Source organism: Sulfurimonas sp. (assembly GCF_027056685.1).
In the GTDB taxonomy this organism is placed as follows: domain Bacteria; phylum Campylobacterota; class Campylobacteria; order Campylobacterales; family Sulfurimonadaceae; genus Sulfurimonas.
In genome coordinates, this window is the sequence record NZ_JALUKE010000083.1 from 1 (window position 1) to 13,224 (window position 13,224).

13 protein-coding genes and 2 tRNA genes are annotated in these 13,224 nt (G+C 35.5%); 5 read left to right on the forward strand and 10 right to left on the reverse strand.

What is annotated here, in order from left to right; genetic code table 11:
- Nucleotides 1-135 precede the first annotated feature (135 nt).
- The 8 genes from MVY38_RS03630 to gyrA all read right to left on the reverse strand — a co-directional run bounded on the left by MVY38_RS03630 (nt 136) and on the right by gyrA (nt 8,325).
- Complete coding sequence (locus MVY38_RS03630; RefSeq protein ID WP_297483704.1) at nt 136-1,032, reverse strand: radical SAM protein; 897 nt, start codon at nt 1,030-1,032, stop codon at nt 136-138.
- Between the two features lie 37 nt (nt 1,033-1,069).
- Entirely contained in the window at nt 1,070-2,101 is a 1,032-nt protein-coding gene (gene hemE / locus MVY38_RS03635; protein WP_297483680.1) for a uroporphyrinogen decarboxylase, read from the reverse strand.
- A gap of 54 nt (nt 2,102-2,155) precedes the next feature.
- Nucleotides 2,156-2,671 (reverse strand): YqhA family protein, encoded by a 516-nt coding sequence (locus tag MVY38_RS03640; RefSeq protein ID WP_297483682.1) that lies wholly within the window; start codon nt 2,669-2,671, stop codon nt 2,156-2,158.
- Nucleotides 2,671-3,702, reverse strand: a complete 1,032-nt coding sequence (locus MVY38_RS03645; RefSeq protein WP_297483684.1) for an aspartate-semialdehyde dehydrogenase — start codon at nt 3,700-3,702, stop codon at nt 2,671-2,673. The genes MVY38_RS03640 and MVY38_RS03645 overlap by 1 nt, the downstream gene beginning before the upstream one ends.
- 13 nt (nt 3,703-3,715) lie before the next feature.
- Nucleotides 3,716-4,858 (reverse strand): sigma-54 dependent transcriptional regulator, encoded by a 1,143-nt coding sequence (locus MVY38_RS03650; RefSeq protein ID WP_297483686.1) that lies wholly within the window; start codon nt 4,856-4,858, stop codon nt 3,716-3,718.
- Between the two features lie 8 nt (nt 4,859-4,866).
- Nucleotides 4,867-5,289: a hypothetical protein gene (locus MVY38_RS03655; RefSeq protein WP_297483688.1), complete on the reverse strand. Its 423-nt coding sequence runs from the start codon at nt 5,287-5,289 to the stop codon at nt 4,867-4,869.
- Nucleotides 5,238-5,783 carry an LPP20 family lipoprotein gene (locus MVY38_RS03660; protein ID WP_297483690.1) on the reverse strand — a complete coding sequence of 182 codons (546 nt, stop codon included), beginning with the start codon at nt 5,781-5,783 and terminating at the stop codon, nt 5,238-5,240. The genes MVY38_RS03655 and MVY38_RS03660 overlap by 52 nt, the downstream gene beginning before the upstream one ends.
- Nucleotides 5,784-5,847: 64 nt before the next feature.
- The gene (gene gyrA, locus MVY38_RS03665) at nt 5,848-8,325 is read right to left on the reverse strand and encodes a DNA gyrase subunit A (protein WP_297483692.1); all 2,478 of its coding nucleotides are present in this window, start codon (nt 8,323-8,325) and stop codon (nt 5,848-5,850) included.
- A 174-nt stretch (nt 8,326-8,499) separates the two neighbouring features.
- Here gyrA and MVY38_RS03670 point away from each other — a divergent pair, with 174 nt between their 5' ends.
- The 3 genes from MVY38_RS03670 to MVY38_RS03680 all read left to right on the forward strand — a co-directional run bounded on the left by MVY38_RS03670 (nt 8,500) and on the right by MVY38_RS03680 (nt 11,041).
- Nucleotides 8,500-9,798, forward strand: coding sequence for an ammonium transporter (locus tag MVY38_RS03670; RefSeq protein WP_297483694.1), 1,299 nt, complete (start codon nt 8,500-8,502; stop codon nt 9,796-9,798).
- Between the two features lie 80 nt (nt 9,799-9,878).
- Nucleotides 9,879-10,217, forward strand: coding sequence for a P-II family nitrogen regulator (locus tag MVY38_RS03675; RefSeq protein WP_297483696.1), 339 nt, complete (start codon nt 9,879-9,881; stop codon nt 10,215-10,217).
- 122 nt (nt 10,218-10,339) lie between these two features.
- On the forward strand, nt 10,340-11,041 hold the full coding sequence (locus MVY38_RS03680) for an energy transducer TonB (protein ID WP_297483698.1): 702 nt from the start codon (nt 10,340-10,342) through the stop codon (nt 11,039-11,041).
- Between the two features lie 35 nt (nt 11,042-11,076).
- Here the strand turns inward: MVY38_RS03680 and MVY38_RS03685 are convergent.
- Both MVY38_RS03685 and MVY38_RS03690 read right to left on the reverse strand, forming a co-directional pair.
- A tRNA-Glu gene (locus tag MVY38_RS03685) sits at nt 11,077-11,151 on the reverse strand.
- A 23-nt stretch (nt 11,152-11,174) separates the two neighbouring features.
- Nucleotides 11,175-11,250, reverse strand: a tRNA-Lys gene (locus MVY38_RS03690).
- A gap of 157 nt (nt 11,251-11,407) precedes the next feature.
- On the opposite strand from MVY38_RS03690, the gene MVY38_RS03695 reads away from it, so the two are divergent.
- Both MVY38_RS03695 and MVY38_RS03700 read left to right on the forward strand, forming a co-directional pair.
- Nucleotides 11,408-12,412 carry a CsgG/HfaB family protein gene (locus tag MVY38_RS03695; protein WP_297483700.1) on the forward strand — a complete coding sequence of 335 codons (1,005 nt, stop codon included), beginning with the start codon at nt 11,408-11,410 and terminating at the stop codon, nt 12,410-12,412.
- 17 nt (nt 12,413-12,429) lie between these two features.
- The coding region (locus MVY38_RS03700) for an LPP20 family lipoprotein (RefSeq protein ID WP_297483702.1) at nt 12,430-13,224 on the forward strand (795 nt) is incomplete at its 3' end.

The window sequence follows — 13,224 nt, forward strand, 5'->3', positions numbered from 1 at the left end:
ACCATATAAACATAACATATATTAAATTATTGTTTATAAAATTTTGTAACCATTCCTTCCGAACCATATCCTATAAAACAGGGGTTTGAAATTTTTGAAATTCAATACACAGTACTTATTTTGTTACAAAAAAGTCTATTGTAACTTAATCCGTTTTCTTTTGAGATTATTTTTTGGTATATAAAATTCTAAATTTCCTACTCTATTTATGGTCACTTCGTTTGATGCAAGTAACTCTTGAAGATTTTGCTTACTTTTTTCATCAAAAAGTAGGTTTATGTCCTCCATAGTGAGTGGACGTTTATCGAGTGTGTTAAGTATTTCTTCTTTTGTGTGGTAGCTATTGTTTGGTTCAGCATGTACGCGCGAAGCTATGTGTATTGGGAGTTCTTTATCGAACATAAGAGCTATGTTATGGAGTTCTTTGTAACTCACACCTTCAACAGGGTAAGCAGGTGGTCTATCGATTGTCCCGATGTCCACTCTTACTGCGTTTATCTCTTTAAGGGCTGCGTTTAGTTTTGTTATTTCCTCTTTTGTATCATTTAAACCATGCACAAAAAGTACTTCGATGTAGAGCTTTCCTTTATAAAGATGAGAGAACTCTTTTACCTTTTGCACAATATTTTCTATGTTTATGCTCTCATGTGGTCTGTCTATTTTGTTAAAGACTTCACTTGAGACTGCATCAAGTGAGAGTTTTACTTCATCAAGTTTTAAGAGTGTATGAAAGACATTATTATCAACTAAAGTAGCACTATTTGTCAAAATAAGTGTTGTAGTATTGCCTTTGATTTTGTCTATAGCATCTATGAGCTCATTGAGGTAGGGGTAGAGCGTGGGCTCACCATTTGCCGTAAGTGTGATGGCGTCTATTTTATCATGGAGGTGTTTTGTAAGCTCTTGAATGATGGTTTTTACACTTACACTCTCTTTTTGTTTGGCAACTGTAGCACTCGGTGCGAGTTCGCAGTAAAGACAGTCAAAATTACACTGCTTAAACGCAGGAGAGAGGTCTATGCCCAGACTCATGCCAAAACGGCGTGAGTTTATGGGACCAAATATAATGTTATTTTTCACTTACTCTATGACACTCATTGATGAAATGTTTTGCATTTTCTACTGGCACATCAGGGAGAATTCCATGACCAAGATTGAATATATGGCGTTTTCCTTGCATAGTCTCTTGAATTGCTTCTACACATTTTGTAGTTGCCTCTTTAGAGTAGAGACGGCATGGTTCCATATTTCCTTGAAGCACATATTTGTCTCCAAGACGCTCTTTCGCAAATGACATAGGCGTTGACCAATCTACACCAAATACATCAAAGTTTCCATACACTTTATCTAAAAATGCAGGTACCCCTTTAGGAAATATGATAACAGGGACATGAGGATATTTTTCTTTCAAATATTCAGCAATTTCTATCATATATTTCCAAGAAAATTCATCATATTTACCTGGTTCAATTGCTGATGCCCATGAGTCAAAAATCTGTACAACATCTATTCCTGCTTGAATCTGTTTTTCCATATAAAGTTTTACGACTTCTGTTACTTTTCTAAGAATTTTATGAAGCAGTTCAGGGTTTGAGTACATCATTTTTTTACAAACATTATATGTTTTTGTCCCTTGTCCCTCTATCATATATGTTGCGAGTGTCCATGGCGCCCCAGTAAAACCAATAAGGGCTTTGTCATCTGCAAGTTTTGTTTTTATAAGCTCTATAGTCTCATAGACATAAGTGAGTTTACTTGCTGCCTCTTCACCACCAATAAGCTTGTCTAAATCAGCTTCATTTTTTATAGGGTCAGAGAACTTTGGACCTTCACCTTTTACAAATGATAAGTCCATCCTCATCTCATCAGGAATAACAAGAATATCACTAAACATAATAGCCGCATCAACACCGACAATATCAACAGGCTGTAGAGAAACTTCGCATGCCATTTCTGGGTTGTGGCAAAGGTTTAGAAAGTCACCTGCTTTGGCACGAACAGCCATATACTCTGGCAAATAGCGACCAGCTTGTCTCATCATCCATACTGGAGTATAAGGTGTCTCTTTTCCAAAACATGCATCTACAAATATTTTACTCATATTATTTTCCTCTTTAAAATTTTCACTCTTTAAAATTTTTATTTTTCGAGTGTTTTAGTGATGTCCTACTTTACTTAAAAAGTAGAGACCGACTGATACTGCTGTGATTGAAAGAGCTAAATATAAAAGCTCTAAAGGCGAACTATATGTAGCCAAGCCGACCTTTTTGAAAAAACCAACGACAAGTACCATAACAATTACTTTTGATATTTTATCTTTAAGTTGGTCAAGTGAGTGGATGGCAAGAATTTTTGTTTGTCTATCTTCATCTTCACGCGCTGCATCAATATCAGAGATAAAAAGTTCATATAAACCAAATGAGAACAGAAGCATAACAACACCTATGAGGTACAAGTCAACTGCTCCAATGATTCCACCAACGACAAGCTCATGAAAATGCTCAGGATGGTGGTGGTTTACATAGGTATTGATGACCAATTTTGCTGTATCATAGACATCAAAAGAGGCAACAATGAAAAGGACTATTGCCCCGACAATACCAAAAAGTACTGCCATAAGCACCATGAAACGCGAGCCCCAAAGTCCACTCTCAAATAATTTTTCAATCATTATGCTTGATTCTCCATCTCTACCCATTTTTGAGCTATGCGTACTGCGTTTGTAGCCGCACCAACTCTTAAGTTGTCAGCGACTATGAAAAGGTGAAGCATATTGTTTGCAAAAAGGTCTTCTCTTACGCGTCCAACAAAAGTTTCATTCGCATCAACACAATCTTTTGGCATTGGGTAGAGCTCTTCATCAGGATTATCAACAAGTACAATATTTGGTGCTTTACTCAAAATTGCTTTTGCTTCATCTGCGTTTACTTGAGAATCAAATGTAAGCGTTAAGGCTTCTGCATGTCCACGAAGTACAGGAACACGAACACAAGTAGCACTTAACGGAATCTCTTTATGCATAATTTTAGTCGTTTCATTGACCATTTTCATCTCTTCTTTTGTATAGTTGTTTGGAGTGAAAACATCAATTTGAGGAATGACATTGAGTGCAATCTGTTGGTTAAATGCTTCTACTTTTGCTTCATCTAGTGTAAAAGCAAAAAATGCTTGCATTTGGTCTACAAGCTCTTTCATTGCAGTTTTTCCTGCGCCACTTGTTGCTTGGTATGTTGCAACATCAACACGAACCAAATCATAAGCTTCATCGAGTGGTTTTAATGTTTGCACCATTTGAATGGTAGAGCAATTGGGATTTGCAATTATTCCTGTCTCTTTGTACTTTGCAATATCTTGAGGGTTTACTTCGGGCACTACCAAAGGAACATTTTCATCCATTCTGTAGTGCGATGTATTGTCAATAACTACTGCACCTGCTTTTACTGCAAATGGAGCATATTTTGCACTAACACTTCCTCCAGCAGAAAAGAGTGCTATTTCTACAGCCTCTTTTTCAAAAACATCCTCAGTAAGCTCTATGATGTCTAAATTTTGTCCATTAAATTCTACTTGTGTTCCAAGGCTTCTTGCACTTGCAAGTGGCACAAGCTTTGCCAAAGGAAAGTCAATTTCTTCTAACACTCTTAGTATCTCTTCCCCAACGGCACCATTTGCACCAACAACTGCAACATTATATTTTTTCATCTATTATTTTCTCCTATTTTCTAGTATCTAAAAAAAGTTCATCTTTTTGTATCTCTTGATTTTCACTTAGTATGACTGAGCGTTCAACTACAGAGAGTAGCTCTCTTATATTTCCTGGCCAATTATATGTAAGAAGCTCCTCTTCTGCATCATCAGAAAAGGTTTTTGTTTCAAAACCGTATTTTACACAATTTTGAGCAATCATGGCATTTGCAATTGGTAAAATCTCCTCTTTTCTCTCACGAAGTGGAGGAATGTGAAGTGGAATTGTATTGAGTCTGTAATATAAATCCTCTCTAAACTCTCCATCTTCTATTTTTGTTTGTAAGTTTGCATTTGTAGCAGAGATAACTCGTATGTCAATCTTAGTTGCTTTTGATGCGCCTAAACGCCGTACTTCTTTCTCTTGCAAAGCACGGAGTAGCTTTGCTTGAACACCATAGGGCATCTCTGCAATCTCATCTAAAAAAAGCGTGCCGCCATTAGCAAGTTCAAACTGTCCTGCCTTTGCCTCTTGCGCATCTGTAAATGCACCCTTTTCAAAACCAAAAAGCTCACTCTCTATAAGATTTTCAGGTATTGCCGCCATATTAATTGCAACAAAAGGCTTTTTCGCACGGAGTGAATTTTTATGGATATAGGAAGCAAAAACCTCTTTTCCTACGCCACTTTCACCAAGAAGAAGTACACTTGCATCTGTTTTTGCCGCTTTACTCGCTATGGTAATGACTTTGTCTAACGACACAGATGAGGCTAAAAAATCTTTTTCATTTTTTTGACTATTTTTAGAAGATTTCTTTTTGGCATTAAGAACTTTGGCTTCTCGCTCTATTGCTGCAACTAAAGTGTCTATATCAAATGGTTTGAGTAAAAAATCTTTTACACCAAGGTGAATAGACTCTATAGCTCTGCTGAGTGTTGCATTTCCAGTCATAATGATAATTTCATATTTGCCATTTAACTCTTTTACAAACTCTATGCCATCCATTTTAGGCATATTGATGTCTGTGATGACTAATTCAAAACTATCATCTAGTTTTTTCAATGCATCTACTGCATTTTTAAATGTGACTATCTCATACTCTTTATAATCGCTCATTGCAATTTCAAGAGATTTTCGCATATTGATGTCATCTTCTACTATTGCAATTTTCAATTAAAGTCCTAGTTATATGGCTGTTTTAGATGCGAAATTTTAACAAAATTATCATTAAAATCGACTTTGAAACATGTTGTTTTAAGAATAATAATAGTAGTTGAATTGATTTGATTGTTTGTAGTTGTATCTTTGGAGCGTATATCTAGGCTTAGTCGATGAATATAGTCAATAAATTCATTGTAATGATGTGAAACTAATTGTATAAAATTTTTTTGTTTCGTTGCGGGTAAAATAAGTGTTTGGGCTGGAATGCCTTTACACTTTTGCATACTTTTAGATATATCTAAACTCTCGTTAAATAGAACATTGTTTTTGACTATATATTTATAGGAGATAAGGTATTCACCTGCGTTTAAAGCAAGTGAAGAGAGAAGAATTATTGTGCAAAGTCTGAGTGTGAAAGAGTGATTTCCATCTCTACTTCGCATAAACCATCTTTAAAAGTTGTTTCAACAATATTTGCATTTCTTACCATTGCTTGAACGGATGTTCTTACAGTTGAGCGTTTTACCATCATATTTTTAATGAGGTCTTGTCCATCTACCTTAACACCTTTTACTTTCTCTGCAATAAGTCTGTAGGCATCAGCTGTTGCAGCACGTTTTGCAAGTGCATAGGCTTGCGCAGGTGAAGTAGTATTAACAGGCGCCACACCTTGACCAACTACACTAATAATAAGTGGTTCATGAATACTTAGCACATCTTTTTTTTGCTTAGGCATCGGATGCTGCATCTTTGCTGGGCACATCTTTGACTTTTTATCATCTTTATATGTTACATTTATTGTCGTATTGTTAGGCACAGCAATAGTTTCTGCTTTATTTACCGGTGGAATATGTGTTATTTCCGGCACAGCTTTTTTTTCTTGCGCAGCACACGCAGTCATATATAACAATGAGATCAATATCAAAGAGTACTTCATTTTTTATCCTTAGTGGAGTGAAAAACTCCAGTTTTATATCTTAATAGTGCTTTTATAGCAATTACTATTCCAAACCTAAAGAGGGAGCTTCTGGGGTTACTTCTTCATCTTCCTCTTTTTTAGGACAACGAGAGATACTCACAACTTCATCACCTTTTACTATGTAAACACCAGAAGTGTTTCTGCTTGATTTTGAAATAGTCTGCATATCTACTCGAATCATTTTTCCGGCTTTTGTAAGAGCCATCATATCCATGCCCTCATCAACCATTAAACAACCAACAATATACTTACCAGTTTTTGTTGTCATTTTCATAGCAATGACACCTGAACCAGCACGATTTGTAAGTCTATACTCTCCAGCATTAGTACGCTTACCTATGCCTTTTTCTGCTACTACAAGTATCTCTTGTTCATCACTTGCGATGATGTTTGCATCTACAACTTCATCACCTTCATGTTTAAATTTAATACCTCTTACACCACGAGTAGAACGCCCTTGTTCGCGTGTTTTTTCTATTTCAAATTTAATACATTGTGCAAGTTTTGTAACAATAAATAGATATTTTATATCTTGATTAGCAATTTTAGCAGTAATAAGTGCATCATTATCATCAAGTACAATAGCTCTTACACCATTACTTCTAATGTTGTTAAATTCACTTAAGTTTGTTCTTTTTACAATACCATTTTTGGTGAAGAATACTAAAGACTTGTCTTCACTAAAGTCAGTTGTAGGAATAATAGATTGAATCTGTTCATCTGCTACGAGATTTATAAGATTTACTACTGCTTTTCCTTTTGCAGTTCTGCTTCCTTCTGGAATTTTGTAAACTTTTAACCAGTGGAGTTGCCCGCGGTCAGTTACAAAAAGAAGTGTGTCATGTGTGTTACAAGTAAAGAAATTTTCAATAAAGTCATCTTCATAAGTAGTAACAGCAGTTTTTCCCTTACCACCACGCTTCTGTTTTTCATAATTTACAAGTGGTACACGCTTAATGTAACCTCTATGTGTAATCGTTACTACCATAGGTTCATTAGGAATTAAATCTTCAATATCAATATCGTCATAGTCATCTTCAATTTCAGTTCTTCTTTGTGTAGTATATGTAGATAGCACTTCATCAAACTCTTCACTGATAATACCATGTAAAACTGCTTCACTTTTTAAAATAGATTCTAAGTAGTTGATGAGTTTCATAAGCTCAGCAAGCTCATTTTCAATTTTTTCTATCTCAAGACCAGTTAATCGTCCCAGTCTCATAGCAACAATGCTTTGTGCTTGAATTGGGCTAAAGTCAAATTCACTTACAAGATTTTCTCGTGCTGACTCTTCATTGTCTGAAGCACGAATAACACGAATAACTTCATCAATAATGTCAATTGCTTTTTTCAAACCTTCTAAGATATGTGCACGAGCTTTTGCTTTTTCAAGGTCAAAAATAGTACGGCGAATAATAATAGTTTTACGATGATTTATAAAGTGTTTTAATATATCTATGATGCCAAAAATTCTCGGTTCTTGATTTAATATAGATAGCATAATAATACCAAAAGTAGTTTGCATAGCTGTCTGTTTATAAAGATTATTTAAAACTATTTCACTCATTGCATCGCGTTTAAGCTCAATGACAACACGCATACCATCACGGTCAGACTCATCACGAATAAGTGAAACTCCGTCTATCATTTTATCTTTTACAAGATTTGCAATATTTTCTATAAGGCGAGATTTATTGACTTGATACGGAAGCTCATCAATAACAATAATCTCTTTTTTTGCAGTCTGCTCAATATGTGTTTTGGCACGGACTTTTATGCGTCCACGACCAGTTTCATACGCATCCATAATACCTTTCTTACCAAAAATGATCCCACCAGTTGGAAAGTCAGGTGCTTTGATATGCTCCATAATCTCAGGAAGTGTGATGTTAGGATTTGCAAGAAGTGCTTTGAGTCCATTCATAATCTCAGTAGGATTATGCGGTGGAATATTTGTAGCCATACCAACTGCAATTCCTGAAGAACCATTTATAAGGAGATTTGGAACGCGAGTTGGCATAACATCAGGTTCTTTTGTAGTTGCATCGTAGTTGTCTATCATATTTACTGTGTTTTTCTCTAAATCTTTGAGAAGTTCTCCAGCATATTTTGTCATACGCGCTTCTGTATAACGCATAGCAGCAGCAGAATCACCATCAACTGAACCGAAGTTTCCTTGTCCGTCAACAAGCTCCATACGCATAGAAAAATCTTGAGCCATACGAACGAGGGCATCATAAACAGCGGTATCACCATGTGGATGGTACTGTCCAATTACATCACCGACGATACGAGCAGATTTTTTGTATTTTGCACCAAAAGAGAGGTTGAGCTTATCCATAGCGTAGAGTATTCTTCTATGAACAGGTTTCAGCCCATCTCTTACATCAGGAAGTGCACGCCCAACAATTACACTCATTGAGTAGTCTAAATAAGAGTTTTGAAGCGTCTCTTCTATATTTATAGTTTGTATTTCACCATTATGTAACAAGTTGCCCATTAAAACACCTAAAAATTAAATTCTCCTATTCTACACTTTTATGCCTTAATAAAATGTTTAATAACAAAAAAATTTTAGCTAAAGGAGATTGGTTAAAAAATAGGCAGTAGTTTTAATCTTAAGTAGAAAATTTATTCTATACTTGTAACTGAAAATTAACTCAAAAGGATTCTTATGAAGAAATGGTTAGTAGCCTTATTGCTGGCTTTACCATCTTTAGCAATGGCTAAAGACAAACTAGATACAGGGGATACTGCGTGGATGATGATGTCTACTGCATTAGTATTACTTATGACACCAGCTGGACTTGCACTTTTTTATGCTGGTATGACTAGAAGTAAGAATGTACTTAATACTTACGCAATGGTCTTTGGAGCATTTGTTGTCGCGTTTGTAGTATGGATTGTTGCTGGATACTCTATTGCGTTTGGTACAGCTTCATCATCTGCTGTTCAAAACATTATGGGTGGATTTAGTAATGTTTTTCTAAATGGTATTAAATGGACTGACTTAAGTGGAAGTTACCCTACTTATGTATTTGTAGCTTTTCAAGGTACTTTTGCTGCCATCACAGTAGCTATTGCATCTGGTTCTGTTATTGAGCGTATTAAGTTTTCTACATGGCTTGTATTTGTAGCGATTTGGGGACTTGTTGTTTATGCTCCTATTGCACATATGGTATGGGGTGGAGGAATCCTCATGAAAATGGGTGCCTTAGACTTTGCTGGTGGTACCGTTGTACATATGAATGGTGGTTTAGCTGGTCTTGTTCTTGCTGTTTTAGTTGGTAAGCGTGCTGGATACCCTAGATCTGCAATGAAGCCTGCTACTGTACTTTTAACTGCACTTGGTGCGGCGCTATTATGGTTTGGTTGGTATGGATTTAATGCAGGTTCTGCATTTGGTGCAAATGCTATTGCTGGTCTTGCTCTTCTTACTACTACTATTGCTACAGCAGCAGCTGCAATTACATGGATGCTTGCTGAGTGGTTTGTCTATAAAAAACCTACACTCTTAGGTATTGCTACTGGTGCTGTTGCTGGTCTTGTTGCAATTACTCCTGCCGCAGGTTTTGTAAGTGTTGGTGGAGCTTTCATTATCGGTATTGTAGGAACTCTATTTGCATTCTGGGGTGTTACAGTGCTCAAGAAAAAACTTGGATATGATGATTCACTTGATGCATTTGGTGTTCACTTCTTAGCGGGTCTTTTTGGTGCATTAGCAACAGGTCTTTTAGCTGTAAAAGATAGCGATTTACTATGGGATGGTCCACTGAAAGAATCTGGTGATAGAATGGGACAATTTATGGTTCAGGTTGAATCTGTAGTTGCAATTGGTCTCTTTACTCTTGTTGGGACTGTAGTTGTTTACTATATTGCTACAGCACTTACTGGTGGAAGCCGTGTTGATGAAGAGAGTGAAGCTATGGGACTTGATGAGTCTGTACATGGTGAAAGCTATATGAATAACTAATCTCTTTATTGGGATTAGTACTTGATTTTGTAACTAAATAGAGTTACAATCTAAAAATAATAAAATTTGGAGTAATCAAAATGAAAAGAGTAGAAGCTATTATTAAACCTTTTAAACTTGAAGATGTAAAAGACGCACTTGCTGAAATTGGTATTGATGGTATGACGGTAAGTGAAGTAAAAGGATATGGTCGTCAAAAAGGACACAGTGAACTGTATCGTGGTGCGGAGTATGTTGTTGATTTTTTACCAAAAATCAAAATGGAAATGATTGTTGCAGAAAATGTAGTAGAACAAGTAACTTCTACTATTGTTGAAGCTGCTAGAACTGGTAAAATTGGTGATGGTAAGATTTTCGTAAGTGATATTGAACAAATCATTAGAATCCGTACAGGTGAAACTAACGAAGAGGCTATATAGCTTTTAATTTCTTCTCTATTTACATAGCTTTTATGCTATGTAAAAGTTTTTAACACTTATGTAACATAAAATTTGTTACCATATCCCCCATGATAAATCACTCAAAATCCCTTTTTTTTTCATTGTTCATTCATAGCTTGTTCTTTGGTGGACTTTTTCTCTTATATAGAGACTCTTTACCTAAAAAAATAGCATTTAAAGAGAAGAGAATTTGCATTAATTTACAATCAATTAAAAAAGAGAGTACAAACGCAGTTCATAAAAAAGTTTGCCAGCCTGTAAAAAAAGAGAAAAAAAGAGTTCATAAGAAGAAAATTCATAAAAAAGTATATAAAAAAGCTCCAAAAAGAGTAAACAAAAAGCATGGAATAAAGAAAAAAAAGATAGTACATGTTGCGGAGATTAAAAAGAATCCAGAGGTAAAGTCAGTAACTCAAGAAATTCAAAAAAAAGAAGAGTCATCCATTTCCCAAACGCAGCCTTTACCTCTGTCTGTAAGCAAAGAATCATCTGCTACGCAAGAATGTAAAAGTGCAGATAAAGAAAAAGTTTATATTCAAAATAATCTTAATAAAATTGTTTTACTTATCAAAGAAAATCTCTACTACCCAAGACGGGCTAGGAAAAGAGGAATACAAGGAACTATCGTAGTAAAGTTCTTTTTGCATAAAGACGGTAGTGTCTCTCATACTCAAGTGCTCTCTTCAAAAAGTGATATATTGAGCCGTGCAGCTATGAAAACCATAAATAATCTCTCAGGCAAGTTTCCAAAACCGAGTGAAGAACTTACTTTAAGTGTGCCAATAAATTATGAGTTAGAATAGTTTTAATTTGTATTTAGGAAGTTATAGAGAAAAAGTGGTGACCCCAAGGAGAATTGAACTCCTGTAACATGGATGAAAACCATGGATCCTAACCGCTAGACGATGGGGCCACATTTGTAAGATATTTAAAAAATGGTGTCCTGTGATGGATTCGAACCATCGGCCACATCATTAAAAGTGACGTGCTCTACCAGCTGAGCTAACAGGACATTTTCCTCTTATTTGTTAAGAGGTCGAAATTATAGGCAAAAATAATTTATATGTCAAGAAAAAAGTATATGAATTGTAAAATTCTTTATAAATCTTCTAATTAATAACTGATTAAAAGCTTTTTAACTACAATTGACGCATAATTTAGGGAGTGTGATGAAAAGAGATAATATTTTTTTAATGACTGCGTTTACACTACTCTTATTTAGTGGTTGTGCGCAAAAAGTTGGTTTTGAAGTACTTGAACCTGCTCAGATAGATAGAATGGCAACAGTAAAAAAAATTGCTGTAAGTAATTTTGCACATGACAGAGTAGGACTCTCAAGAAAAATAGAGGCAAAACTCTCAAGTTTTCAAATAGACGGCAAGAACTTTTTTACGGTAGTAAGCAGAAATGATTTGAATAAAATAATAGCAGAACAAAAGCTACAAAATAGTGGTCTTGTTAATGATGAAAATATTGTAAAAATTGGTCAGCTCATTGGTGCTGAGGCAATCATATCTGGAAATGTTTCTCCTGCAACAAAACAAGACACTTACTTTTATGAGGAGCGGGTACGCTGCGCTGATAGTAAGTGTAAAAGTCTTGTAACTTACCCAGTTCGTTGTATGAAAAGAGTTGTAGGACTCTCTGCTGAATTGCGTGTGGTTGATATTGCTAAAGGTGACATTATTTATGCGCAAAATTTATCTAAAGAGGAGAGTTTTAAACACTGTGCTGATGATTCGCGTACTTTGCCCTCCAAAAGTATGGCGGCACAAGATTTAGCGGAGAGAATAGCCGATGATTTTACCTATAAATTGACGCCACACTATAGGCATCTTAATGTAGTGCTTTTAGATGACCCCGATTTGGATTATACTGATATGCAGGAGCGTTTGTTAAAAAATGCACTGAAGTATATAGAACAAGGACGCTATGATAAGGCTGAAAAACTGCTTATGCGTTTAATAGACTCAACAGGTTCTAAAAGTTATGTGCCTTTTTATGATTTGGGTGTTATAAAAGAAGCACAAGGTAAGTACAAAGAGGCAAAAGAGTACTATGGTGATGCAGATAATTTGATGATAGAACCTGTAGATGAGATTAGTGCGGCAGTGTTGCGAATAAATTCTTTAATAGCAAAACGCAAGAAAACAATGGAGCAGTTAAATAGATGAGAATTGTATGGATTATATTGCTAGCGTTACTTGGAGTCAGTTTTACAGCTTGTAGCAGTGCAAAAAGAGTAGAAATAGCGCAGAAAAGTTTACCAAGTTGGTATGAAAATCCTCCTCGCTCAAGCGCTAGTGAACTCTATGCAGTGGGTGAGGGTAGGAGCAAAAAAGAGGCTATAAATAATGCTCTTTCTCTTTTAGCTTCAACTTTAAGTGTCTCTATCTCTTCAACATTTAATGCTAAAACAGTTGTTAAGGAAGGTCGTATAAATAGTTCTGATGCTACTTACACCAATCAAACGCAGAGTGAAGTAAAAAAAATACGCATTACTAACTATGAACTTTTAAATGCCCAACAACTAGGGTTTAAGCGGTTTGCAGTTTTAATCAAAGCAAATAAAAAATCTCTTTTTAGAGGGCTTGAAGATGCACTTGATCAGCAGTTTATGCTTATTCACTCCCACGAAAAGGCTATAAAAAATGAAAATCCACTTGGGCAATTAGCTTTTTACCACAACTCCCTTGAATCTTTAAAAAGTATGCAAAACAGACTCACTGTAATGAAAGTTTTAAATAAGAGTTTTGATAGCACAATCTATATGAGCAAACGCACTCATTTAGAACAGCAGTATAATTTACTTTTAAACAAGATAACATTTTCTGTAAACGCAACGCCATCCTCACAACGCTTTGTTTCAGCTCTTACTTCTGGAATAACAAAGCAGAAGTTTCAAATTAGTAAGCGTAGGAGTCTGTATCATTTTTCTGTATTTCTAAACGCAAAAATAGTAAAAGTTAAGGCATATGGTTTTAGT